This is a genomic window from Solilutibacter silvestris, assembly GCF_002895945.1.
GTDB lineage: Bacteria > Pseudomonadota > Gammaproteobacteria > Xanthomonadales > Xanthomonadaceae > Solilutibacter > Solilutibacter silvestris.
Window position 1 is genome coordinate 788462 of sequence record NZ_NPZB01000001.1, and the last position, 24736, is coordinate 813197.

Consider the following 24736-nt stretch of genomic DNA (forward strand, 5'->3'; position numbering starts at 1 on the left):
ACTTCCCCCACGTGAGCGTTTCAACGTCTTCGCCATTCGACCAGGAAGAGGCGCGCATCGCGCCGTGGCTGATCCTGCTGGTGATCGGCACCCTGCTGTACCGCATCGGCTTTGTCTGGGCCCACGACTACAGTCTGTTCGTCGACGAGGCGCAGTACTGGCTGTGGTCGCGCGCGCCTGCCTTTGGTTACTACTCGAAGCCGCCAATGGTGGCGTGGATGGTGCGCATCAGCACCGCATTGCTTGGCGATGGCGAGCTCGGCATCAAGCTGCCGGCGTTGCTGGCCTATCCGCTGGCCGCGCTCGCCCTGTATCGGTTGGGCACGACGGTGAAAAACGCTCGCGTCGGCCTGATCGCCGCGGCGCTGTTCCTGTCCATGCCGGGCCAGGCGTTGGCCGGCTGGGTGCTGTCGCCGGACGCGCTGTTGCTGGTGGCGTGGTCATGGTCGCTGTGGTTGCTGTGGATGGCGCGCACGCAACAGCAGTTGAAGTGGTGGCTTGGCCTTGGCGTGGTCGTCGGACTCGGCGCGTTGTCGAAATACACCATGCTGGCGTTCGTGCCGCTGGCGGCGTGGGTGCTGTGGCGTGGACGCGCTGCGGTGCCGGTGCGCGGCAAGGGGCCATGGCTGGCGTTGGCGATCGTGTTGCTGCTGATCGCGCCGAATATCGTGTGGAACATCCAGAACCATTTCGAGACGGTGCGCCATACCGTCGATCTCACCAATGCCGATCAGGCCGGCCTGCACCCGCGCCATCTACTCGAATTCGTCGGTGCGCAATGGGGCATCTTCGGGATGCTGGCGTTCCCGTTGCTGGTGATGCTCATGGTATGCAGCCGGCGTGATCGCAGCGATATCACTCGCTTCCTGGCGGCGTTTACCATTCCGTATTTGTTGGCGATCATCGCGCTGTCGCTGGTGACCCTCGCCAACGCCAATTGGGCGGTCACCGTGTACGCCGCCGGCAGCGTGTGGCTGGCCATCTGGCTGGATGGACGCAGGCCGGCGTGGGCATGGAGCGTGATCCTGCTCAATTTCGTGCTGCAACTTGGCCTGCTCCACTATCGCGATATCGGCACGCGCCTTGGCCATCCGCCATCGCACAGCGGCCGCGATCTCTACGCGCGCGTGCTGGGCTGGCGCGAACTCGGTCGTGCCTTGCAGCCGATCACCGAAGCGCAGGGCGGACTGCCGATCCTCTCCTCCGACCGCATGTTGCTGGCCGAACTCGATTACTACCTGCAACCACGGCCGTATCCGGTCGCCGCGCTCGATGTCGATGGCAAGATCAACAACCAGTATGAGGCCGATACCGCGCGTCGCGGTCTGCCGCAGGAAGCCTTGTGGGTGCAATTCGTCGGTGGCCAGGATGGCTCGCACCACGGGGAAAACGACGGCGACGCGCCCAATCCCCCGGCACTGACGCGCGCCTACGATGTCATCGAAGACCTTGGCGTGGTCCGCGTGCAGCGCATGGATGCACCGCCGCGCTCAGTGCAGATCGTACGCGTGCGTCGCCACGTCACCACGGAGCCATTGCCATGAACCTGCGCCTGCATGCAAAGCTGCCGTGGATCGCGCTTGCGATCGCCGCACTGATTTGCACGCTGCCGTTCTGGTGGAGCGATCTCGACATCCGCGCCGCCGCACACTTCTACCAGCGCGCGCCATTCGAGCTCGGTTACGACGCGTCGTGGCCGATGGGCAACCAGCAGCCCTACAAAGCCTTGTACGTGTTCGGTTCCGCGCTGTCGTGGCTGATCGTGCTGGCCTCGATCGTCGCCTTCGCGGTGCCGCGCTGGCGGCGCCATCCGCTGGTGCGCAGGATGGCGCTCACCACATTGGCGACGGTCGCGCTCGGCACCGGATTGCTGGTGAACGGTATTGGCAAGGATTACACCGGTCGCCCGCGCCCGCGCACGCTGCAGGAATTCGGCGGCCAGGCGCAATATCGTCCACCGCTCGATCTCGGCACGCCCGGCGTCGGCAAGTCGTTCCCGTGCGGACATTGCTCGGTCGGTTTCGCGGTTGGTGCAGTCGGCCTCGTGGTGATGACGGCGCGGCCCACGCTTGGCGTCGCGATCATCATCGGTTCGTTCCTGCTCGGTGGCGCCATCGGCAGCGCGCGCATGGCCGCCGGTGCGCATTTCTTCTCCGACGTGTTGTGGTCGGGCATCCTCACGTGGGCGGCGGCGCTGACATCGAATGCGCTGATTTCCGGGCAGCGCGTGCGTGCCTGGGTCTCGCGCTGGCCACCGTGGCTGGGGTATGCATTGCTCGGCGCACTGGTGGTCGTGGTGATCGCCGGGCTGTTGTTCGTGCGCCCGTTCCACAAGCGCATCGATGTGCGCATGGTGATGACGGATCCACGGACATACTATGTGCTGAAGCTGGAAAGCGCCGCGCTCGATGTCCGGGTCGATCCCGCGCAAAGCGATGCCGTGCGCCTGCAGGGCGAGGTCAAGGGCGTCGGCTTCCCCAATGTGCGCGTGCACGAAGACGACAGCAGTGACGCCACATCGCAGGTCCACGCCATTCGCCACAGCGGTCAGGCGCGCGAGATCTTCGCGCCGATGGTGTTGAGCGTGCGTCCGGAAGCGGTACCGAATTTGCAGGTGGAAATTGGCCGCGGTTCGGTGCGATTGGCCGATCCGGCGGCGTTGCATGCAGCGCAGATCCACGTGCAGGTCGAGGACGCAGCAGAATAATGCCTTGGCTCGAACTCACATTGCCGTGCACGCTGGCCGAACAGGCGCGCTGCGAACGCGCGCTGGAAGATCTTGGCGCGCTGTCGGTGACGATGCAGGACGCCGATGCCGAAACCGCCGACGAACAGGCGATTTTCGAGCCCGGCGTCGGCGAAACGCCGCTATGGAAACAGATGGTGCTGACCGCGTTGTTCGAGGCCGATATCGATGCGCTGGCCTTGCTCGCCGCGCTGGAAAGTTTCGATCCCGACTTGCATTGGGATCAGGCGGCCTTCCGCAAGGTCGAGGATCAGGACTGGGAACGCGCCTGGCTCGACCAGTTCAAGCCGATGCGCTTCGGCGCACGCACCTGGGTGGTGCCGTGGAATCTCGACGTTCCCGCCGATGCTGGCGCGGATGCGGCAATCATTCGCCTCGATCCCGGGCTGGCCTTTGGTTCCGGCACCCATCCGACTACCGCGCTGTGTCTGGAATGGCTGGATGATCTGGCGGCGCGCGGATTGCTGCAGGGCCGCGACGTGCTCGATTTCGGCAGCGGCAGCGGCATCCTCGCGCTGGCGGCGATCAAGCTCGGCGCCGCGCGCGCCGACGGCATCGACAACGATCCGCAGGCGATCATCGCCACCCATGACAATGCCGAACGCAACGGCGTGGCATCGCAGTTGCGCGCGGTGCTGCCGGATCAGGCATCGCCGCGACGCTATCCGGTGGTGGTGGCGAACATCCTCGCTTCCGCACTCGACGCGCTCGCCGAAACGCTGGTCAGTCACTGCGAACCAGGCACGCGCATCGCCTTGTCCGGCATCCTCGCCGGACAGGAAGATGAACTGCTGCAACGTTACGCGACATGGTTCGATGAACTGAAAGCGACGCGACAGGACGACTGGATGCGCATCGATGGCGTGCGTCGTGCAGGATGATCGGCATGGCTGAAGAGTCCGCTGCCCCGCGTTTCGCCCGCGGAACGCCCGAAATCGAACCCGGGAAATTGCCGGTGCCGCGCTGGTTGTGGCCGGCGATCGCCGCGCTGGGCTTGCTGTTGCTGCTGCAGGTGGTAATCGGCGGACGCGCGGCGCTGGCCAACGATGTCGCGACGCGCCCATTCGTGGTGGCGATCTGCAAGGTCTTCGCTTGCAACGTGCCGTCGTGGAGCGAACCGGCGGCGCTGCAGATCGTCGATCACCGCATCCACGCCGCGCCCGATCATCCCGGCGTGCTGGTGGTGGAGGCGAGCTTCCGCAACGACGCGCGCTGGCCGCAGGCGTGGCCGCTGCTGCAACTCACGCTCTCCGACATCAATGGCGTGCCGATCGCGCAAGGAAAATTTGCCGCGGCGCAGTATCTGGCGGGCGCGCACGCCGCGGAGATCGGCAGTGGCCAGACTGCGGCCGTCCAGCTGAATGTGACCGATCCCACGCAAAAGGCGGTGTCGTTCGATTTCGCATTGTTGCCGGCAACCGGCGGCGTGGTCGCAGGGACAAACACGCGCTAGACTCATCAGCCGCTGGTGCATCGTGCACCGGCGCCCGATTCCCACATCGCCGTGCCAGACCGCTCCGATCAACTTCGCCATCCGCGCACGCCGTTGCGCGACCATGTCGCCTCCTCGATCAGTCGCTACCTGCGCGATCTCGATGGCTGTGGCGTGTCCGACCTGCATGCGGTGGTGCTGCGCGAAGTGGAAGTGCCGCTGTTCGTCGAAGTGTTGAGCCATTGCGATGGCAACCAAAGCCGCGCCGCCGACATGCTCGGCATCCACCGCGCGACCTTGCGCAAGAAGCTGCGCGAATACGGCATCGACAACGGCTGAGCCTCAGCGCCGCGCGCGTTCGCGCAAGGTCGCCACCAGCAACGCGAAGGCCGGCGAATGCTGGCGCCGGCTGGGATAGTAAAGATGGAAACCGGGGAAGGGCGGGCACCAATCGGCCAGTACCCGCCGCAGGCGCTTGCCCTTCAGCAACTCCTTCACCATCGATTCGGGCACGCAGGCCAGGCCGAAGCCATCGAGCGCGGCTTGCACCACCTGGTCACTGTTGTTGAAGACCAGCCGGCCCTCGACCCGCACGTTGACCGCGCGGCCGTTCTTTTCGAACTCCCACGCATACAAGCCGCCATGGGTGAGGAACCGCAGGTTGATGCAATCGTGCGCGGTGAGGTCCTGTGGCGCGCGCGGTCCACGATGGTTGGGCGAAGTACGCCGGCGCGCCGACCACTGCCATGCGTTCCGGTGGCCCGATCGGCACCGCGATCATGTCCTTGGCGATCTGCTCGCCGAGGCGGATGCCGGCATCGAAGCGTTCGGCGACGATATCGGTCAACGCGGAATCGGTGACCACTTCGACGTGGATGTCGGGATAGCGTGGCAGCAGGTCGCGCAACGCTGGCCACAGCACCGCTCTCGCGGGGTACTCGCTGCTGGTGATGCGCAATGTCCCACTCGGGCGATCGCGCAACGCGCTCAACGATGACAGTGCGGCGTCGATATCGGCGAAGCCGGGGCCGAGTGCGTTCGCCAATTGTTCGCCCGCCTGGGTGGTCGCGACACTGCGGGTGGTGCGGGTGAGCAGGCGCAGTCCGAGACGGGCTTCCAGCGCACGGATGGTGTGGCTGAGCGCGGAAGTCGTCACGCCGAGCTGTGCCGCCGCGCGGGTGAAGCTGCGTTCGCGCGCCACCGCCAGAAAGGCCTGCAGATCATTGTAGTTGTCGCGCGCCATTATTGAATTACATTCAACAGACCATTCGTACTATAGCGGCTAATCAAGGCAAAGCGCAGGGCGCAGACTGTCTCCCGCTGAATCCGGAGTTTCAACATGCAGATTTTTCGCAACGGTTCGGTGCCTTCCGTCAAAGGCCCATCCGAGTGGTTCACCGGCGACGTCCGCATCGACATGATGTTCAAGCACGAGGGTGGTTCACCGGCCACCGGCGCGATCGTTACGTTCGAGCCAGGCGCGCGTACCGCATGGCACACCCATCCGTTGGGGCAGACGTTGATCGTCACGTCCGGCAAGGGCTGGACGCAATGCGAAGGCGGCCCGATCGTCGAGATCAACGCCGGCGACATCATCTGCTGTCCGTGCCAGCATCGCCATTGGCATGGCGCGACGCCAGAGACCGCGATGACCCATATCGCCATCACCGAGGAGAAAGACGGCAAGGCGGTGGAGTGGATGGAGCATGTCAGCGATACGCAATACCTTGCAGGCCCGGAGCACAGCCGATGACACGCATGCAGGACATGGAGAAGGTAGCGCCGGCGTTGGCGCGGCAAACGCGCGAACGGCTGCAGGGCAGCGTCTGGAAGCGACCTCAGCTGGGGCCGCGCGATCGCAGCCTAGTCACGGTTGCCGCCCTGATCGCGCGCGGCCAGACGGAGATGCTCGGTGACGAGGTCGAATCGGCGCTCGACAACGGCGTCACGCCGGCCGAACTGTCGGAGACGATCACCCACCTCGCGTATTACTCCGGATGGGGCAATGCGGTCGCGGCGATCGTGCCGGTTGCCGCCGTGTTCACGCGGAGGAATATCGGTGCCGACCAGTTGCCCCCGGCGACGCCGGTGCCATTGCCGCTGGATGCGGAGATCGAAGCGCGTCGCGCGAAAAACGTCGCCGCGCAATTCGCCGAAGTGGCGCCGGGCCTGGTCGATTACACTGCCGACTACCTGTTCCGCGATCTCTGGTTGCGGCCTAATCTGGCGCCGCGCGATCGCAGCCTGGCCACCGTCGCCGCCTTGCTGGCATCCGGGCAGGCCGCGCAGTTGACCTTTCATTTCGGGCGGGCGATGGATAATGGCCTCACCGCGGAACAGGCGGCGGAAGTCGTCACCCATCTGGCGTTTTACGCTGGCTGGCCCAATGCAATGTCGGCTTTGCCCGTGCTCAAGGAAGTGCTGGCGCAACGAAGTCCGTAGCAAGCCGGCACCGCGCAATATTCGATCCTGCTATGGAGAAAATCGAGCATGACCACCAAAGCCTATGGCGTCCAAAGCGCCGACCAGCCGTTCGAAGCGATGGACATCACGCGCCGCGCACCCGGCCCGCATGACGTGCGGATCGAGATCGCCTATTGCGGCATCTGCCACTCCGACTTGCACACCGCGCGTTCGGAGTGGGGTGGGACGCGCTATCCCTGCGTGCCCGGCCACGAGATCGTCGGCACCGTGAGCGCGGTTGGCGGCGACGTGCACAAGTTCAAGGTGGGCGAGACAGTCGGCGTCGGTTGCCTGGTCGACAGTTGCCAACATTGCAGTGCCTGCGATGAAGGGCTGGAGCAATTCTGTGAGAACGGCTTCGTCGGCACCTACAACGGCCCGACCCATGACGCGCCCGGCCACACCTTGGGCGGTTATGCGCAGCAGATCGTGGTCGATGAAAAGTTCGTGCTGAAGATCCGCCATCCGCAGGAACAACTGGCCGCGGTCGCGCCGTTGCTGTGCGCTGGCATCACCACGTATTCGCCGCTGCGCCACTGGAAAGTGGGGCCGGGCAGCAAGGTCGGGGTCGTCGGCATCGGCGGGCTCGGCCACATGGGCGTGAAACTGGCGCATGCGATGGGCGCGCACGTGGTCGCGTTCACTACGTCGGACAGTAAACGCGCGGATGCCAAGGCGCTGGGCGCGGATGAGGTGGTGGTATCGCGCAATGCCGATGAGATGAAGGCGCATGCCAACAGCTTCGATTTCATTCTCGATACCGTCGCCGCCAGCCACGATCTTGATGCCTACACGTCGCTGCTCAAGCGCAATGGCACCCTGGTGCTGGTTGGTGTGCCCGAGCATCCGCATCCATCGCCGGACGTCAGCAATCTGATTTTCAAGCGCCGCGCGATCGCCGGCTCGCTGATCGGAGGCATCGCGGAAACGCAGGAAATGCTGGATTTCTGCGCTGAGCACGGCATCGTGTCGGACATCGAGATGATCAACGCGCAGCAGATCGACGAGGCCTACGAGCGCATGCAGCGCAGCGACGTGAAGTACAGGTTCGTGATCGACAACGCAACGATGGCGTGAGAATCACCGCAGCGGATTGACCAGAAACACCACGTAACCGCGGAACTGCGGATTCGTTGCGAGATCGGGCGGCGCGCGCCATGCGCCACCTTGCGCCAGTCCGACGCGGAACGGGATCGGGAAGTCGCGCATCCGTTCGAGATAGCGTTCGTAACCGGGAATGGTGGTGCGATCCTGGTAGGTCTGCACCACCACTTCATCGACGATGCCGGTGAGGCGCGACAACTGCGCGGGGTTGCCATTGGCGCTCCAGTCCATCAGGCCGGTGATGCCGAGTTCGGTATCGCGTGGAAGCCATGCGCGGAAGTCGCGGAGGAAATCGACGTAGCGATCAAGGTGACGTGTGCGGGCGTCGAAATCCAGTTGCACGCCGACGACGCGATTGCCGTTGCCGCGCCAGCGCGCGATGTCGGTGCGGATGGCGGGAGCGACATCCTCCGACCAATTCAGCGTGTCGGCGCGATAGACGATCCACACATCTGCGTGCGCGATGCGTGGTGTCGCGGCGCGACGATGCGACAGGTGCGCCGGTTCGCCGCCGATGATTTCGCCTTCCAGCAGGTAGAGTGTGCGGGCGCGGTCCAGTACCGGCTGCGCTTGCACGCCGGCCCATAACCAAAAGGCATCGTGATCCTCTGCGTGTACCACGTCATCGGGGGAGCGCAAGCAGGACGACAGCGCAAGGCACAGCGCGCCGGCTGCGATCCCGGCTGCGATCAGTGTGGCCAGCGCGCGAGGCTTCATCTACCAGTAATGCTCCACCGAAGATGCCCAGTGCGATGATTTGTGCGTGGTCTTGAGCATGGTGAACCAGCGCTTGCGTTCCGACACGGGGACGTCTTCGCCGCCGCAGTCATTGTTGCCGCTGGGTGCGTAGCAGCGGATCGCGCGAACCAGCGCATAGGCGCGATCGTCGTTGCCGGCGGCGCCATCGGCGATCACCCGGCGATAGATCGCCTGGCGGTTGCCCTGCATGCCCGGGAACAACAGCGGCGTGGTCCCGAGTTGTTGCGCGGTGTTGATCGATTCGCGCCATTTGCGTTCCTGCGCATTCGGTGCGGCCAGCGTGATGTGGTCGAAGCGGTTGAGGCGCAGGAATTCGCCGAGGCAGAGATTGGCGTGGGCATCATCGGGCGTACGCGCCAGCGTGGTGGTGATCGCGGATAGCGCCGGGCAGGTGTAGCCCTTGTCGTTGCCGGCCCAGTGGAATACGGCGAGTGCTGGCGTCGGATTCAGCAGCTGGTACCTGTCCGGTTCCGGCTTTGCATCGGCAGGAACGCGTGCCAGCCAGGTGTTGAACTCGGCGTAGCGACCACTCATCAGATCGCGATAGAGCAACACGAACAAGGCGACATTGCGTTCGTTGACGGGTGTTTTCGCGTTCGCCGCCTGTTGTTGCAGGATGTCCGCTCCGGCGACATTTTCCAGCAGGATGCGGCGGATCGCGGGGTCGCGCACCTGGCTGTCCGGCGCGAATACCTTCGCCAGCAATTGGTGGCGTTCGTCGTGGATCGCCAGCGCCAGTTCCAGCGTGGCGCGCTGATAGGGCTGCGTCGCCGCGGGCAGCAATTTGAGCAGGCCGTCGCGCACGCCGCCTTGGCCAAGATCGTCCATCGCCATCAGCCGCAGCAGTTGTCCGCTGAACTCGACATAGCCCATGCCCTTGCGTGGCTCCGCGGCGGGCAGCAGTTTCAGCACCTGTGCCGGTTGCTGCTGCACGTGATAGGCAAACACGGCTTGCAGGTAGCGGAACAGTGCAGGATCGTTGGCGAACACCGCCTGTTGCGACGCCAGTTCATTGGCCGACAGCGCGAGCTTGGCGTTGCTCTTGTCTTTCGGATCGAGGCGCATGCGCCAGAGATCATCGACGGCCAACAGCAACGGATCGTGCGTCGCCAGTGGGTTGGTCGCGCCGTTCTGCGAGGTGAGCAACAGGCGCGTGTCGATTTCATTCAGCAGATCGACAGTCGCCGCGCCGTTCACGCGCTGCGCCAATGCCGCGGCGTAGACGTGCGCGGCGGCATCACTATTGCCGCCCAGCCATTCGACGCGGCGCATCAGGCCGCTGGCCGAAACGGCATAGGCGCCGTCCGGATACGTTTTCAGGTAACGCAGCATGCCTTCGCGCGCGCGCTTGATCGCGGCCTGGTCGACCTTGGCGGCATCGTAGTTGCCGTAGTCGGAAAACGCGTTGAGTTGCGCGACGTTGAGGTCGGTGCGTGCCAGCATGTAGAGCGCGGCTTCGCGCACCCACGGTTGTTTCACTTCGGACAGCGACTGGAATGCCGGGCGTGCACTGCCGGGATCGGGGCCGTAGAACACCGCGGCGGCCATCAGATAGGCGGCGAAGGCCTTGCCGTTTGCGGTTTGCATCTTGCCGGGCAACGGATCGAGCAGTGCGGCGGTCCTGCCGGGATTGCCGCAGGCTGCGGAAATCTTCGTGCGCGCATCGACAAGCAGATTTCGTTCTTCGGGTTTCAGGCTGGTATCGGCCTGTACGGCTTGCAGGAAGTGCGCCGTGCCATCGCCATTGCTGATGCAGCGCCCACTGGCGGGATCACTGGCGCTGGAGGCGTTCGTTGCATCGTCGGATTTGCCGACATCGCCATACCAGGTGGCATTGGACAGCGCCGGCCAGGACAGGATCGCTTCCGGCACCGGGCTGGGATCGGGATCGTTGTACTTGATCATCGCCGTCTGCACGCGACCGCGATCAGCGAGCAGCAACAGCAGGTTGAAGCGGGTATCGTTGCCCGGGCTGATCAGCACCAGATCACTGCAGGATGCGTAGTCGCGGTGGTGCAGTCCCGGTTGCGCGCTGCAACCGTTATCGCCACTGGCATGCGCCTGAACGCTGATCGCAAGCAGACCCAACCCCAGCAACATGCTGGTGCAAGAATGTTTCGACATGAACGGCCTCCCCGTTGCCCGAACCGCAAGTTTACTGCGATCCGGATAACGGGAATGACGCCGTCAATGCATCGCGATCAGTGCATCGCGCCGAACTTGCCGCCGTTGAAATCACGGATGGCTTCGGCGATCTCGGCTTCGCTGTTCATCACGAAGGGACCGTAGCCGACCACCGGCTCGTCGATCGGTTCGCCCGCGAGCAACAACAACTTGGCATCGCTGTTGGCTTCGATGCGCAGCCCTTCGCCTTCGGTGGAGAGCGTGACCATCTGTGCCTCGCGCAGCACGGCTGCGCCGTTCACCTGCACGGTGCCGGCCAACACCACCAGCAGGGTGGTCCAGCCTTCGGGTTGCGGCAGGTCGATGGTCTTGCCGGCCTGCACGCGCACGTCCCAGACATTCATCGGGGTGAAGGTGGTGGCCGGTCCTTTCGCACCGTCGTAGTCGCCGGCAATCACGCGCAGCGTGCCGGCATCATCGGGCAATGCGCGCGCGGGAATCTGCGCATCGGTGATCGCCTGGTAACCACCCGGCGCCATCTTGTCGCGCGCCGGCAGGTTCACCCACAACTGCACCATCTCGAACGGGCCACCGGTGCGGCTGTAGTCATGCGAATGGAATTCTTCATGGAGGATGCCGCCGCCTGCGGTCATCCATTGCACGTCGCCGCGGCCGATCACGCCGCCCTTGCCGGTGGAGTCGCGATGTTCGACTTCGCCGTCATAGACGATGGTGACGGTTTCGAAACCGCGATGCGGATGTTGGCCGACGCCGCGGCGATAGCCGGTGTTGGGCGGAAATTCGGTCGGCGCGGCGTAATCCAGCATCAGGAACGGGCTGCGCTGGGCGACTTCCGGGCCGTTGTAGCCGAACATGCCGTGGACGGGGAAGCCGTCGCCGACCCAATGGCGGCCGGGGGCGCTGGAGGTGCCGAGGATCTTCTTCATGTTCATGGAATGCTCCAATGGAGTTCGGCAGGATCGCCGACTGGACACAGGCTAATGCCGCAACGATCCGGCGAATAGTTGGCAAAATCTGCCCATATCGTCCTATGATTGGAACGATGCAGGATCTCAACGACCTCTACTACTTCGTCCAGGTGGTCGACCACGGCGGGTTCGCGCCGGCGGGGCGGGCGCTGGGAATTCCCAAGTCGAAATTGAGCCGGCGCATCGCGTTGCTGGAGACACGGCTGGGTGTGCGCTTGATACAGCGTTCCAGCCGTCGCTTCGTGGTGACCGAGCCCGGACAGACGTATTACGGGCATGCCCGCGCAGCACTGGTGGAAGCGCGGGCGGCGGAGGAGGCGATCCAGCGCGATCAGGCGGAACCGCGTGGCGTGGTGCGGATGAGTTGCCCGACCACGCTGCTCGATGTCCAGGTCGGGGCGATGGTGTCCGATTTCCTGCGGCTGTATCCGCTGGTGGAATTGCATGTCGATGCCACCAATCGCCGCGTCGACGTGATCGGCGAAGGCATCGACATCGCGTTGCGGGTGCGGCCGCCGCCGCTGGAGGATTCCGATCTGGTGCTGCGGGTGCTGGCGACGCGGTCGCAATGCCTGGTCGCGAGTCCGGTGCTGCTGGCGCGGTTGGGGCAGCCGACATCACCCGCCGAATTGATGAACTATCCGAGCATGGACCTCGGCCTGCCGCAGAACCTGCACGTGTGGGATCTGCACGGCCCCGATGGCGCGCATATCGCGATTCATCACCAGCCGCGTTTCGTCACTCGCGGAATGCTGGCGCTGCGCGATGCCGCGGTCGCCGGCGTCGGCATCGTGCAATTGCCGAAAATGGTGACGCAGGAACTGGTGGCGGAAGGGCGCTTGCAGCATGTGCTGGATGGTTGGGCGCCGCGCGAAGACATCGTCCACGCGGTGTTCCCGTCGCGTCGTGGTTTGCTGCCATCGGTGCGCGCGCTGATCGATTTCCTGGTCGAGCGGTTTGCCGCGCTCGAAGAAAACTAGAAGTGGTAGACGAAGGCGATCCCTTCGCTGATCTGGTTACGCTGCCCGAATGACTTCAACAACAGGCTGCTGGCAGGTTCGCCGAGCAGTCGTGAATATTCGATGTTGGCCGCGATGCCGGTGTGCTCGCTGGTCGGCACGAAAATCTGGTACTGCACGGCGGCTTGCTGCCAGCTTGCGCCGGGACGCCATGGCGTGAGATTCAGCTGCGTCGCCTGTGTCGGATCAAGACCGAAACGTTCGCGGTTCGATGCCGCGTTGGCGGCGCGCGCCGAGAATTCCAGTCCGTGATCGACATGGGTGAATACCTTCGGCAGCGTCACGTCGGCGTAGAGATCGGCATAGGCGCCGCCGCCTCCGAGTTCGTGGATGGCGCGGCCACCAATGGTGAAGGTCTTGTTGAATTCGTGTTCGAGATAGCCGCCGGCGACGAGGCGGTCGTTGATGCGCTTCACCACCGGTGCCAGCTGCGGACCGAGATCGCTGCGGGTGCGTCCCCAGACGATGTCGGCGTAGAGGCCGCCGTGCCAGTGCTTGCCGCGCAGCACGTCGACAGTAAGGCCATCGACCGACGACAATTCCGCCTTGCCGGGCAATTCGATGTCGAAGAACGGCAGCGCCTGGGTCCGCTGGTGCTTCGCCCCGAGCCATGCCGGCAAGCGCTGTGCGCCAGCGCCGATGGCGTAGACAGGTGCTGTCGCTGCGTCTTTCACCGCTTCCTGCGCTTGTACGAGCGAGCCGCAACCGGCAAATGTGATGGCAAGCAAGCTGTGGTGCAGGATCCGTGGCATGAAGGCGATCAATGTGAAGTGGCGGAACAGTCCAAGTGTAGCCGGCGCCACGGGAAAACCGCAGCTAAACGCCTGATTTTGGTCTGAAAGGCATGCGAAAGGCGCTTTGTCCAAGCTTTGTGACGTATTTCTGCAAGGTGCGCGTGTGAGCGACTGGACCGTACTGTGTGATTTCGACGGCACCATCAGCGTCGAAGACGTGATTGACTCATTGCTGGTGCGCTTCGGCGAGCCAGGCTGGGAAGTGCTGGAACGCGACTGGCGGGCAGGCCGCATCGGTTCGCGCGAATGCCTGCAAGGCCAGATCAAGCTGTTGCAGATGCGTCGTGACGAACTCGACGCCCATCTCGGCGAATTGTGGATCGATCCGGCGTTCCCGGCGTTCCACGCCGTGTTGCACCAACGCGGCATTCCGTTGCGCGTGGTCAGCGATGGCCTCGACTACGCCATCCACAACATCCTTGCGCGCTTCGGCATGGACGAACTCGATGTCGTCGCCAATGCACTGCAGCCGACCGACGATCCCAAGCACTGGCGCCTGGAGTCACCGTTCAGCGCCGCAGGTTGCGCCAGCGGCACCTGCAAATGCGCGATCGCGGCGAAGGAGCGCGCGCAGGGCCGCAAGACCTTGCTGATCGGCGATGGCGTCTCGGATTTCTGCGTCGCCGATCGCGCCGATTTCGTGTTCGCCAAGAACCGCCTGATCGAACATTGCCGCGCCGCCGGTATTCCCTATGTGCCGATCACCAGCTTTGCCGAGGCGCTGGAATGGCTGCCGAAGCTGCTGCGTGGCGAACTCGAACACAACACCCATTATCTGGAGACCACGTATGTCGATTAATCCCGCCATGGCATCGGCCGCCCGCCCTGGCGATGGTTACGACGATGCGCAACTGCTCGCCGACGAGGAGTTGTACAGCTCGCATGGCGATACCGTGCATTACGTCGATCCGCCGAAGATCTTCCACGGTTGCAATGGCAGCTACATGTACGACGGCGCGGGCATCCCCTATCTCGATTTGCAGATGTGGTATTCCGCCTGCAACTTCGGTTATGCCAATCCGCGCCTCAACGATGCGCTGAAGCGCCAGATCGACACCTTGCCGCAGGTCGCCAGCCAGTACCTGCATCCGACCCGCATCGAACTGGCGAAGACCATCGCGCAGGACGCCGAAGCCAAGTTCGGCCGCAAGGGTCGCGTGCATTTCAACGTCGGTGGCGCGCAGGCGATCGAGGATTCGCTGAAGATCGTCCGCAACGCCAGCAACGGCAAAAGCCTGATGTTCGCCTTTGAAGGCGGCTATCACGGTCGTACGCTCGGCGCATCGGCGATCACCTCGAGCTATCGCTATCGCCGCCGTTTCGGCCATTTCGGCGAACGCGCGATGTTCATTCCGTTCCCGTATCCGTTCCGCCGGCCGAAGGGCATGACGCCGGAAGAATATTCCGATGCCTGCGTGCGCCAGTTCGAGCGGCTGTTCGAAACCGAATACAACGGCGTGTGGGATCCCAAGGTCAGCCAGGCCGAATACGCCGCGTTCTACGTCGAGCCGATCCAGGGCACCGGCGGTTACGTGATTCCGCCGATGAACTTCTTCAAGGACCTGAAGAAGGTGCTGGACAAGTACGGCATCCTGCTGGTGGTCGACGAAATCCAGATGGGGTTCTGGCGCACCGGCAAGCTGTGGTCTATCGAACATTTCGGCGTCCAGCCCGACGTGCTGGTCTTCGGCAAGGCGCTGACCAATGGTCTGAATCCGCTGTCGGGCCTGTGGGCGCGCGAAGAGCTGATCAACCCGACGGTGTTCCCGGCCGGTTCGACGCATTCGACGTTCAACTCCAATCCGCTCGGCACCGCGCTGGGCCTGGAAGTGATGCGCCTCGGCAAGGACATGGATTACGAACGCACCGTGCCGCTGAAGGGCGCACACTTCCTCGAAGGGCTGCGTGACCTGCAGAAGCGTCATCCGGAAATCGGCGACGTCGATGGTCTTGGCCTGGCATTGCGTGCGGAAATCTGCGAAGCCGATGGCTTCACGCCGAACCGCGTACTGCTCGACAAGATGGTCGATATCGGCCTGGCCGGCGATTTGCGCCACAACGGCAAGCCGATCGGCCTCGTGCTCGACGTCGGTGGTTGGTACAAGAACGTGATCACGCTGGCGCCGTCGCTCGACATCACCCATGAGGAAATCGATCTCGCGATCGCGTTGCTCGACCAGTTGCTGACCCGCGCGAAAGCGTCGGCCTGACAGATACCTTCAAGGGAGAGGAACCATGAGCGACACACCGGACGAGAAAGCCATCTTCGACGAGATCGCTTCGCAGATCGCCGCGAAGGCCAAGATCGACCTTGCCACCATCCAGCCGCAGTCGACGTTGAAGGACATCGGGGTGAGTTCGCTCGATGCGATCGAGCTGCTGTTCGACATCGAAGAGCACTACGGCATCACCTTCCCCGACCAGGGCCCGAACTTCGGCAGCGATACCGTGCAGCAACTGGTCGACGTGGTGCGCGACACGCTCGCGGCGAAAGCAAAGGCCTGAATTCGATGATGAAGCGGCGGGTCGTCGTCACCGGCATGGGCGCGGTGAGTCCCTATGGCGTGGGCGTCGCCCCGCTATGGCAAGGCTTGCGCGCGGGCCGTTCGGCGATCGCGCCGTTGCGCCATCCCGAGGCGGCGCGGGTGCGGATGAAGGTTGCCGCGCAGTTGCCGGAAGGCATCGATCTCGCGTCGATGCTGAGTGAATCGATGTTGCCGCTGCTCGATCGTTGCTCGCAATTCGTGGTGATCGCATCCAATGAAGCCGTGCGCCAGAGCGGACTCGACGTCCGTGCCAACGGCGATCGCATCGGCGCCATCATCGGCACGGGCATCGGTGGCGTGACCTCGCACGACGAGCAGAGCAAGCGGCTGTATGGCGAGGGTGCCGAGCGCATGCATCCGCTCACCATCGTCCGCACCATGGTCAACGCGCCAGCCAGTCACGTCAGCATGGCGCACGGTTTGCGCGGCCCGGTGTTCTCGGTGTCGAGCGCATGCGCATCGGCCAATCATGCAGTAGCACAGGCGATGGCGGCGATCCGTTCCGGTGCCGCCGACGTGATGCTGACCGGTGGCACCGAAGCCTGCCTCACCTTCGGATTGTTGAAGGCGTGGGACGCGATGCGCGTGATCGCCGACGACACCTGCCGGCCGTTCAGCGCCAATCGTCGCGGACTGGTGCTGGGCGAAGGCGCGGCGGTGTTCGTGCTGGAAGAAATGGAACACGCGAAAGCGCGTGGCGCGACCATCCTTGCCGAACTCGCCGGTGCCGGCATGAGCGCCGATGCCGGCGATATCGTCGCGCCATCGGCGGACGGCGCGGCACTGGCGATCACCCGGGCATTGCAGGATGCGGAATTGCAGGCATCCGACATCGATTACATCAACGCGCACGGCACCGGAACGATGGCCAACGATGCCACCGAAACCCGTGCGATCCATCTCGCGCTGGGTGCGCACGCGCAGTCGATCCCGGTGACATCGACCAAGTCGATGCACGGACATGCGCTTGGTGCGGCCGGCGCGCTGGAACTCGCGGCGACCATCGCCGCGCTTGATGACCAGTTCGTGCCGCCGACCGCGAATTACGAGCAGGTCGATCCCGCCTGCGATCTCGACATCGTGCCGAATGTCGGCCGGCCGGCGAAGATCCGCGCGGCGCTGAGCAATTCGTTCGCGTTCGGTGGATTGAATGCGGTGCTGGCGGTGCGCCAGGCGTGAACGCCGCAGCCCGCGTGACGGACACGGGCACTCGCTGGATCGCGCAACTCGAACCGGATGCGCTGATCGCTGCATGGCTGGCGCATCCACCCAGGGATTTCATCGCCGACACGGTGGCCGGCGCGCCGCGTTTCCTCGCCGCGTTCGACATCCTCACCACGCTGGAACCGCCGCTGTTGCAACGATTGCAAGGCTGGCCCGGTTATCGCCTGTGGTCGCGCTGGCTGCGCTGGAAGACGCAGTTCGTCGGCTGCACCTCGAGCGAGTACGCGTTGTTGCCCAAGGGTGTCGATGCCGATGCATTCGCCGATGCCATCGTGGGCGACGCTGACGCTAGCGCGCGCCTGTTGATCGTCAAGGATCTGGCGCGCCATTCGCCACTGTTGGATGCCGATGAAAACGCGGCGTGCGAGGCTGCCATCGCCGCGCTGGAAGCGCGAAGCTTCGTGTTGCTGGAAGGCATGCCGCTGGCATGGGTAGCGCTCGATTTCGCCGATGAAGACGACTACCTCGCGCGATTGTCCTCATCGCGCCGCAAGAACATTCGCCGCAAGTTGCGTTCACGCCAGGACGTGGCGATCGAGCAGGTCGCCTGCGGGGACCCTCGCTTCGACGACGAGTCGGTGATCGACGAGTACGTGCGCTTGTTCGCCAATGTCCATGCCCAGAGTGATGTCCATTTCGACGAATTGACGCGCGGTTATCTCGCCACGCTGCTGCGCCAGGCCGCAGGCGGTGGCATCGTCTTCATCTATCGCCATGATGGTGAAATGATCGGCTGGAACCTGTGCTATCCGTGGCGCGGAGCACTGGTCGACAAATACGTTGGCTTCGTTTACCCGCAGGCACGCGAGCACAATCTCTATGCGTTGAGTTGGATGCACAATCTGGGGATTGCACGCAGCATGGGACTACAACGCTATATCGCGGGCTGGACCGATGCCGAAGCGAAACGGCAACTCGGCGCGCAGTTCACCATGACCTGGCACGCCGTGCGGCCGCGCAATCCGCTGCTGCGCATGTTGCTCAGTCGCATGCGTGGGCTGTTCGAAGGTGCACCTGCATGAGCGTGCCGTTGATCCTCGACCTTGATGACTCCGTGCGCGACATCGGCAGCGCCGACCGCTTGCCGTTGCAGCAGTGGCAGGAACGCCTGCGATTCTCCTGCAGCCGGCGCGACCTGCGGCGCTTCGGTGCGGCGATTGCGCCGGTGCTGATGGCGGTGCACGGCACGGTGCTGATGGGCAGTGGCGATTTCCATCATCTCAGCCTGCCGCTGGTCGAACGCGAGGCGCGGCGCCGACCATTGCGGGTGGTGGTACTCGACAATCACCCCGACAACATGCGTTTTCCGTTCGGGGTGCATTGTGGATCGTGGGTCGGGCGCGCGGCGAAGTTACCGGGCGTGGTCGACGTGCACGTGCTCGGCATCAGTTCACTCGATGCTGGCCGCGGACATGCCTGGGAAAACCAGCTAGGCGCGCTGCGCAGCGGTCGCGTGCATTACTGGTGCGTGGGCGTGGATACGGAGTGGGCGCGACGTTTCGGTATTGCGACTGTTCACAGTTTCGAGTCGCCGGAAGAGTTGGTGGCCGCGTTTGTACGGCAGGTGAAAGATGACGAGATGCCGGTGTATTTCTCGGTCGACAAGGATGTGTTCGCGCCGGACGTGGTGCGGACCAACTGGGACCAGGGAAAATTCCAGCTCGATGATGCGCTGACGATCATCGCCGCGTTGAAATCTCGCATTGTCGCCAGCGATATCACCGGCGAGGTGTCGATCCATCGATATCGCAGTTTGTTCAAGCGCTTGCTGAGCGCGCTCGATCAGCAGCCAGATCCGTCGCCTGACGAAATCGAGGCGTGGCAGCAACAGCAGGCAGTGGTGAATCGCGCGTTGATTGCGGCGCTGGGGTGGTGATCAAGACCCGCGCCAGCCAGCGCGCGCTAGGAAGCCGCGATTGCCTCAATCACGCGGCAAATCGCCTCGAAATCCTCATCCCGTAGCCACGGACTGTTGCTGATCGTGAAACTGCGCGCAGCGAGATCGCGGGCGTTCGGACAATCCTGCTGCGGCACGATCGCGCGTAGCTCGGTGTAGTCCGGCAGGGCATGGATGAACATCCGACTTGCGCCGAGACCGGACGTCCACAACTTGTCGAGCACTGCATCACGTCGATGTTCGCTGTCCATCCGGACCAGCAATGTCGGCCACGTGCCGTGCTCGCCAGCACGATCGCCGAACACCTGCGCGCCGGGAATCGCATGCAGCCGTTCGATCCGCGCCAACGCACAGGCACAACGCTCCTCCAGGAACCGTGGCAAACGCAACGCCGCGTTCGCACCGATGCGTTTTCGCCATGCCCCCATGCGATGCAACGGCACCTGCATCGGGAAACGATCGCCGATCGCGCCAACCGGATCGCCGCGTTTCAATGCGCGACGCAACGGCAGGCCGTAGGCCCAACGCATCCCCAGCGGGCGATACAGCGCGGTGTAACCGGCCAGCTCAACACAGCGCTTGCGCTCCATCGCCGCTTGTTCGGGCAATGCATCCTGCAAAGCACGCATCGCCTCCAGCCACTGCCGATCACGTGCGACCGCCACGCCGCCCTCGTAGGTCGAGAGGCCCTTGCCGGCGGCGAGGCTGAAGAAGCCGATATCGCCCCGCAATCCGACACTGCGTCCATTGATGGTCGCGCCGAGCGATTGCGCGGCATCTTCGATCACCACGATGCCGCTGTCGGCTACAACGCGATTGACGGCAGCGACATCGGTGACGCGCCCGCCCAGATGCGTCGGCACCACCGCGAGGACGCGCTCGTCGAGCTGCGCGCGCAACGCGTATTCATCCATGTCGAGACTGTCGTGGCGGAGGTCGACGATACGCAGGCGCAGGCCGATAGCATGTACCGCGATCGCCACCAACGGGCAGGTGTAGGCCGGAACCACCACGACATCGCGCTCGGGCTGTCGCTGTTGCGCAACACGCAACGCCAGCATCAGCGCGGCGGTGCCGGAGCAGGTGACCAGCGCAGCATCCACGTCGAGTTGCGTGGCCAGCGTAGCGGCGAGATCGCCGTGCTGCGCGAACAGATCGGAAAACCGCGGCGGCAGGCCGGCGGTCGGCGGGATCTCAGTGAGGCGTCGCATCGGCGTGTTCCGCGGTCTCCCGCGATTCCGAGATGGCCAGGAGTCCGATGCCGAGCACGATCACCAACGCACCGAACAGCTGCAAGGGGGTGATGCGTTCATGCAGAAACCACGCGGAGACCAGCAGCACGCTCACCACTTCCAGATGCGAAGCGGCGAACGCGGGGCCGATCGGTGCATCGCGCAGCAGGCGCATCCATGTCACGAACGCGCCGAGATAACCGCACAGCGCGATCCACGTCCACGGTTGTTCGGCCACGCGCAGGATCCACGCGGCATCGGGTGCGAACGGCAAGGCATGCGTGCCCGCGACCTTGAAGCAGGTTTGCGCCAGCGTGTCGAACGCCATCAGCACCGGGAATCCGATCGCATACAAGCGCCTCATGCGCCGATCCCCACCAAGGCGACGCCGATGCACACCAGCACGATGCCGCCGACGCGCAATGGCGTCAGTCGTTCATGGAAGAACAGTCGTCCGCATACCATCAACACGACGATGTTGATCGAGCCGAGCAGCACGCCCAGCGACAACGGCACCTGCGACAGGAAGGCGATCCACACCAGGAATTCGCCGAAATAACACAACAGGCCGAGCCACAGGATCGGTTGCCTGGCCAGTGCGCGCCAACCGTCATCTCCGTGTTTCGCCGCCACCTTGAAGCATAGTTGGCCGCCGGTATCGAGTGCGGCATTGCAGAGCCAGAGGGCGGTGGCCAGTGGCGTCATGCGCGCGGAGTGTCGGCGATGCGGTCGAAGAAGGTGGCGCTGCGATCGATCAGCAAACGATGTTCGCGATCGATCGTGATCATGTGGTAGCTGTTGTCGAGCAGCAGCAGTTCGGTCGGGCCGGAAACGCTGCGCAACACCACTTCGGCGTTGTCGACGCTGGCGATGTCGTCGTCGCTCGCATGCGCGACCAGGCAGGGTGCGCTGACCTGTGCCAATTGGCCGCGCACGCGCTTCGCCAGCAGATAGAGTTCCGCCAGCGAGTGCCAGGGATTGCCGGGCAATCCGGCGATGCTGCTGTCGCCGCTCTGCATCGCGGTGCTGATCTGCGCGCGCAGGCGTTCGTCGCGAATCCCGTAGGGCGGCTGTTCCATGAAGACGCGGTCGCGGCCGATGTTGAAGCGCTTCAGCAGCGGCAACAATCCCGACAGGCGCGCGATGCGCGGCACGCTCCAGCCGTCATAGCGGAAGGTTGCACCGTAGACGCCGACGCCATCGACGAGATCGGGGCGATCGGCGGCAAGGTTGAGCGCGAGCAGCGCGCCCATCGACAAGCCGCCGACGAACAGGCGATCACAATGTTGGCGCAAGCGTTCCGCACCGGTCTGCACGCTCGCTGCCCAATCCTGCCAGCGCGTTGCCAGCAGGTCGTCCATGTCGCCGCAATGCCCGGCCAACTGCACGCCGTACACGGTGAAGCCGCGACGGTTGAGCCCGCGCGCCACCAGCCGCATCTCGTTGGGCGTGCCGGTGAGGCCGTGGGTCAGGAGGACGGCGTTGGGGCCGCCTTCATAGAAGAATTCGGCCGGCTTCAGTGGAAAAGGTGCTTCGTTCACACCGTCAAGCTTGTCAGCCAGCGGTTTCATCAGCCTTTCCGGGCGCATCGGCGATCGGCAGCAACAACTCCACCCGCAATCCGCCGGAGGCGCCGCGGACGTAGCGCACCTGCCCACCGTAACGCGACAGCACCTCCTCGACGATCGCCAGTCCCAGTCCGCTGCCGCGGGCGTTGCTGCCCGCGACCTGGAAGAAGCGTTCGCCCAGCCGCGCCAGCGTTTCGTCAGGCACGCCGGTGCCATCGTCTTCCACCGCGAGCTCGATGGCACCATCGCGCTGCGACAAGCTCACCGTCGTGTTGTGCCCGCGTCCGGCATGGTGCAGGGCGTTGTCGATCAGGTTGTCGAGCGCTTCCTGCAGTGCGGGCACGTCGATGGCGGCATGCAACGACTGTTGCGATGGCGCTTCGTAGCCAAGGTCGATGCCGGCACGCAGTGCATCGGGCACGCGTTCGCCGACCAGCAGCGGCACCACTTCGGCGAGATCGACGCGTTCCGGCAAGCGGGTCTGCACCGATTGCGCGCGCGCCAGGGACAGCAGTTGTTCGGCGATGCGCGAGGTGCGATGGGTCAGTCGTGAGACATGTCCGAGCGCATCCTCCAGCACTTCCGGGCGCGGATCGTCCAGCGCGCGCTCGGCGTGCAGGCTGAGGCCGGCCAATGGCGTGCGCAACTGGTGCGCGGCATCGGCGATGAAACGCGACTGCACCGCCAGCGCTTCGCGCAGGTCGGAGACCAGGTTGTCGATGGTGCCGGCCAGCGGCGCGACTTCCGAAGGCACGTTGGCATCGAGCAGCGGCTTGCTCAAGGCATCGCCACGGCGCAACCGCGCGATCAGCGGGTCGAGCTGTCGCAAGCCGGTATCGACGCCGCTGCGCACCACCAGCAGCACGCCCACCACCATCAGCAGCAGGGTGGGAACGGTGATCAGCAGGATCTGTTGCGCCCAGCGCCGGCGATCGGAATATCCCTCGCCTACGGTGACGGTGACCGTATCGGTCGAATCGACCTTGGGATGGAACGTGCGTGATGCCAGCCGCAGATGATGTTCAGTGCGGATTGACGACAGTTTCACCGGAGCACCGACCTGCACCGGCAACGATGCCGCTGGCGGCTGGAAATTGGCCGCGATCACGCCCCTGTGCGCGCTGGTGATCGCGTAATACTGGAAGCCGTCGGGATCGTACTGGATCAGGAACAGCGCCTGTGGCGAAAACGTGCTGAAGGTTTCCGGGCTGTGATCCATCAGCTTCGCGACTGCATCGACCTGCTCGATCAGCGCGGAATCGTGGGCGCGGTTGGAGTAGTAGCGTGCCATTTCGTAGGTCACCAGCGCGGCGAGGATCGCCAGCACCGTCAACGGCACGCTGAGATAGAGCAGCAGGCTGCGATAGAGGCTGCGACGACGCGGCGCGCGTTCGTGCTCACTCATTGGCTTCGGGTTCCAGCAGATAGCCGAGGCCGCGCACGGTGCGCAGGCGCACGCCACAGTTGTTGATCTTGCGACGCAGGCGATGCAGTGCGATGTCGAGACCGTTGTCGGTCAACTCGTTGTCCCAGGCGCACACGGTCTCCATCATCTGCACGCGACTGACGATGCGGCCGGCACGCGAGGCCAGCAGCGACAGCAGGGCGAATTCACGCGCGGTGAGTTCGATCGGTCCTTGTGGCCCGCGTGCACGCTGGTCACCGGCATCGATCACCAAGCCGCCGACTTCCAGTTCGGTCGCGCCCTGCGCCGATCCGCGGCGCAGGTGGGCGCGCACGCGTGCATCGAATTCGGCGATCGCGAATGGCTTCACCAGGTAATCGTCGGCACCGAGGTCGAGGATGCGTACGCGTTCGTTCAACGCTTCGCCCGCGCTCACCACCAGGATCGGCGTATCGATCTTCGCTGCGCGCAACCTGCGGATCACCTCGCCGCCTTCCAGCGAGGGCAGGCCGATGTCGACGATCAGCAGCTGGTAGACGCCGGTCTTGCCGGCCTGCTCGGCCAGCTTGCCATCAGCCACCCAATCGACGGCATGGCCGCGCGCCACCAGCAAGGTCTGCATGCCGGAGGCGATGTGGTCGTCGTCTTCCGCGATCAGGATGCGCATGCCGCTACTTTAATACTTGTACGCCGAGATAGAACACCGGGCTGGAACGCGGGCGATCCCCCGAGACCTGCCGTCCCAGCGAAGCCATGAACAGCAGGTGTTCGTTGATCGGGTGGCGAACGCCGAGGTTGGCGATGGTCTGCGTCGATGCGTGATCGGTCCGCGTGGTGTTGATTTCTGCGAGGCATTGCCATTGCAGCGGGCAGGGGCGCGCCCAGAACAGCCCGGCCTGCCAGGCATCGCTGTCCTTCTCGACGAAATGCCGTGCCAGCTCGACGCCCATGGTCGACTTGCCGAAGGTCTTGACGATCTGCAGCGGCAGCACGAATTCCTGCGTCGCCGGACTCAGGTCCTTGTGCTGCGCCGCGGGCGGTCCCGGCAGCACCCAATGCGGTTGCACCGCCATCGCCACACCGGCCTTGTCCTCGTCGAGGAAGCGCCAGCGCGCGGCGAGTTCGACCGGGCCGAGGCCGGATGCCATCGGCATGCGTTGTTCGCTGCGATGTTCCCAGCCGAGATGGATCGACAACTGGATACGTTCGCCCAGACCGTAGTTGATGTCGGCATCGGGTGCCGAGACATTCCATGCATGTCCCGTGCGATCACCGGTCGCGGCGAGGTTGATCTCCCAATGGCCAGCGCCTGGCGTGCCGGTATCGTTGGTGATCATCGGCGGCCCGGCCTGCGCCAGCGCGATCCCTGGAATGCAGGCGCAGGCGACCAGCAGGAGCGCGAGCCATCTCCAGCCGCGGCGAAGCGACATCCTC

The 24736-nt window shown here is 64.4% G+C and carries 26 protein-coding genes and 1 pseudogene; 15 read left to right on the forward strand and 12 right to left on the reverse strand.

Translation table 11 applies throughout. The annotated features are described in order from the left end of the window. Positions 1–11: 11 nt before the first annotated feature. The 5 genes from Lysil_RS03520 to fis are packed head-to-tail and all read left to right on the forward strand — an operon-like array spanning position 12 to position 4517. Positions 12–1544 (forward strand): ArnT family glycosyltransferase, encoded by a 1533-nt coding sequence (locus tag Lysil_RS03520; RefSeq protein ID WP_103074164.1) that lies wholly within the window; start codon positions 12–14, stop codon positions 1542–1544. Then, complete coding sequence (locus Lysil_RS03525) at positions 1541–2707, forward strand: phosphatase PAP2 family protein (protein ID WP_103074165.1); 1167 nt, start codon at positions 1541–1543, stop codon at positions 2705–2707. Before Lysil_RS03520 ends, Lysil_RS03525 begins: the two co-directional genes overlap by 4 nt. After that, a complete protein-coding gene (gene prmA, locus Lysil_RS03530; protein WP_103074166.1) occupies positions 2707–3627 on the forward strand; it encodes a 50S ribosomal protein L11 methyltransferase in 921 nt (306 codons plus the stop codon). The genes Lysil_RS03525 and prmA overlap by 1 nt, the downstream gene beginning before the upstream one ends. A 5-nt stretch (positions 3628–3632) precedes the next feature. Next, complete coding sequence (locus Lysil_RS03535; protein ID WP_165782368.1) at positions 3633–4199, forward strand: DUF3426 domain-containing protein; 567 nt, start codon at positions 3633–3635, stop codon at positions 4197–4199. 45 nt (positions 4200–4244) lie between these two features. Then, positions 4245–4517, forward strand: coding sequence for a DNA-binding transcriptional regulator Fis (gene fis, locus Lysil_RS03540; RefSeq protein WP_103074962.1), 273 nt, complete (start codon positions 4245–4247; stop codon positions 4515–4517). 3 nt (positions 4518–4520) lie between these two features. On the opposite strand, the pseudogene Lysil_RS03545 reads toward fis, so the two are convergent. After that, positions 4521–5421, reverse strand: a pseudogene (locus tag Lysil_RS03545) (LysR family transcriptional regulator). Positions 5422–5517: 96 nt separating this feature from the next. Between Lysil_RS03545 and Lysil_RS03550 the strand changes: the two are divergent. The 3 genes from Lysil_RS03550 to Lysil_RS03560 are packed head-to-tail and all read left to right on the forward strand — an operon-like array spanning position 5518 to position 7718. Continuing rightward, the gene (locus Lysil_RS03550) at positions 5518–5931 is read left to right on the forward strand and encodes a (R)-mandelonitrile lyase (RefSeq protein ID WP_103074168.1); all 414 of its coding nucleotides are present in this window, start codon (positions 5518–5520) and stop codon (positions 5929–5931) included. Beyond that, positions 5928–6620 carry a carboxymuconolactone decarboxylase family protein gene (locus Lysil_RS13665; protein ID WP_103074169.1) on the forward strand — a complete coding sequence of 231 codons (693 nt, stop codon included), beginning with the start codon at positions 5928–5930 and terminating at the stop codon, positions 6618–6620. The genes Lysil_RS03550 and Lysil_RS13665 overlap by 4 nt, the downstream gene beginning before the upstream one ends. Positions 6621–6668: 48 nt before the next feature. Continuing rightward, positions 6669–7718, forward strand: coding sequence for an NAD(P)-dependent alcohol dehydrogenase (locus Lysil_RS03560; protein ID WP_103074170.1), 1050 nt, complete (start codon positions 6669–6671; stop codon positions 7716–7718). A 3-nt stretch (positions 7719–7721) separates the two neighbouring features. Here Lysil_RS03560 and Lysil_RS03565 read toward each other — a convergent pair whose 3' ends face one another. The 3 genes from Lysil_RS03565 to Lysil_RS03575 form a co-directional block, all read right to left on the reverse strand. After that, on the reverse strand, positions 7722–8462 hold the full coding sequence (locus Lysil_RS03565) for a DUF3142 domain-containing protein (protein ID WP_103074171.1): 741 nt from the start codon (positions 8460–8462) through the stop codon (positions 7722–7724). After that, a complete protein-coding gene (locus tag Lysil_RS03570; protein WP_129588345.1) occupies positions 8463–10628 on the reverse strand; it encodes a PA5441 family protein in 2166 nt (721 codons plus the stop codon). A gap of 77 nt (positions 10629–10705) precedes the next feature. Continuing rightward, positions 10706–11581: a pirin family protein gene (locus Lysil_RS03575; protein WP_240600063.1), complete on the reverse strand. Its 876-nt coding sequence runs from the start codon at positions 11579–11581 to the stop codon at positions 10706–10708. 110 nt (positions 11582–11691) lie between these two features. Here Lysil_RS03575 and Lysil_RS03580 point away from each other — a divergent pair, with 110 nt between their 5' ends. Continuing rightward, positions 11692–12597 carry a LysR family transcriptional regulator gene (locus Lysil_RS03580; protein ID WP_103074964.1) on the forward strand — a complete coding sequence of 302 codons (906 nt, stop codon included), beginning with the start codon at positions 11692–11694 and terminating at the stop codon, positions 12595–12597. Here Lysil_RS03580 and Lysil_RS03585 read toward each other — a convergent pair. Next, complete coding sequence (locus Lysil_RS03585; RefSeq protein ID WP_165782369.1) at positions 12594–13388, reverse strand: MipA/OmpV family protein; 795 nt, start codon at positions 13386–13388, stop codon at positions 12594–12596. The genes Lysil_RS03580 and Lysil_RS03585 overlap by 4 nt on opposite strands. A 145-nt stretch (positions 13389–13533) precedes the next feature. Between Lysil_RS03585 and Lysil_RS03590 the strand changes: the two genes are divergently transcribed. Genes Lysil_RS03590 through Lysil_RS03615 form a run of 6 tightly spaced genes read left to right on the forward strand, consistent with a single transcriptional unit; the run spans position 13534 to position 19076 of the window. Beyond that, positions 13534–14229 carry an MtnX-like HAD-IB family phosphatase gene (locus Lysil_RS03590; protein WP_103074174.1) on the forward strand — a complete coding sequence of 232 codons (696 nt, stop codon included), beginning with the start codon at positions 13534–13536 and terminating at the stop codon, positions 14227–14229. Positions 14230–14236: 7 nt separating this feature from the next. Then, positions 14237–15640, forward strand: coding sequence for an aspartate aminotransferase family protein (locus Lysil_RS03595; RefSeq protein ID WP_103074175.1), 1404 nt, complete (start codon positions 14237–14239; stop codon positions 15638–15640). 25 nt (positions 15641–15665) lie between these two features. Next, complete coding sequence (locus Lysil_RS03600) at positions 15666–15935, forward strand: acyl carrier protein (protein ID WP_103074176.1); 270 nt, start codon at positions 15666–15668, stop codon at positions 15933–15935. 8 nt (positions 15936–15943) lie between these two features. Further along, positions 15944–17155, forward strand: coding sequence for a beta-ketoacyl-[acyl-carrier-protein] synthase family protein (locus tag Lysil_RS03605; RefSeq protein ID WP_165782370.1), 1212 nt, complete (start codon positions 15944–15946; stop codon positions 17153–17155). Beyond that, positions 17152–18222, forward strand: coding sequence for a GNAT family N-acetyltransferase (locus Lysil_RS03610; protein ID WP_240600065.1), 1071 nt, complete (start codon positions 17152–17154; stop codon positions 18220–18222). The genes Lysil_RS03605 and Lysil_RS03610 overlap by 4 nt, the downstream gene beginning before the upstream one ends. Beyond that, entirely contained in the window at positions 18219–19076 is an 858-nt protein-coding gene (locus tag Lysil_RS03615; protein ID WP_103074178.1) for an arginase family protein, read from the forward strand. The genes Lysil_RS03610 and Lysil_RS03615 overlap by 4 nt, the downstream gene beginning before the upstream one ends. A gap of 26 nt (positions 19077–19102) precedes the next feature. On the opposite strand, the gene Lysil_RS03620 is transcribed toward Lysil_RS03615, so the two are convergent. Genes Lysil_RS03620 through Lysil_RS03650 form a run of 7 tightly spaced genes read right to left on the reverse strand, consistent with a single transcriptional unit; the run spans position 19103 to position 24732 of the window. After that, positions 19103–20308 (reverse strand): DegT/DnrJ/EryC1/StrS family aminotransferase, encoded by a 1206-nt coding sequence (locus Lysil_RS03620; RefSeq protein ID WP_103074179.1) that lies wholly within the window; start codon positions 20306–20308, stop codon positions 19103–19105. Then, positions 20292–20693: a DMT family transporter gene (locus Lysil_RS03625; RefSeq protein WP_103074180.1), complete on the reverse strand. Its 402-nt coding sequence runs from the start codon at positions 20691–20693 to the stop codon at positions 20292–20294. The genes Lysil_RS03620 and Lysil_RS03625 overlap by 17 nt, the downstream gene beginning before the upstream one ends. Next, the gene (locus Lysil_RS03630; RefSeq protein ID WP_103074181.1) at positions 20690–21034 is read right to left on the reverse strand and encodes an EamA family transporter; all 345 of its coding nucleotides are present in this window, start codon (positions 21032–21034) and stop codon (positions 20690–20692) included. Before Lysil_RS03630 ends, Lysil_RS03625 begins: the two co-directional genes overlap by 4 nt. Then, on the reverse strand, positions 21031–21900 hold the full coding sequence (locus Lysil_RS03635; RefSeq protein ID WP_103074182.1) for an alpha/beta hydrolase: 870 nt from the start codon (positions 21898–21900) through the stop codon (positions 21031–21033). Before Lysil_RS03635 ends, Lysil_RS03630 begins: the two co-directional genes overlap by 4 nt. Then, positions 21884–23302, reverse strand: a complete 1419-nt coding sequence (locus Lysil_RS03640; protein ID WP_103074183.1) for a sensor histidine kinase — start codon at positions 23300–23302, stop codon at positions 21884–21886. The genes Lysil_RS03635 and Lysil_RS03640 overlap by 17 nt, the downstream gene beginning before the upstream one ends. After that, entirely contained in the window at positions 23295–23969 is a 675-nt protein-coding gene (locus tag Lysil_RS03645) for a response regulator (protein WP_103074184.1), read from the reverse strand. Before Lysil_RS03645 ends, Lysil_RS03640 begins: the two co-directional genes overlap by 8 nt. A 4-nt stretch (positions 23970–23973) precedes the next feature. Beyond that, positions 23974–24732: a hypothetical protein gene (locus tag Lysil_RS03650; protein WP_103074185.1), complete on the reverse strand. Its 759-nt coding sequence runs from the start codon at positions 24730–24732 to the stop codon at positions 23974–23976. Between the last annotated feature and the right edge of the window lie 4 nt (positions 24733–24736).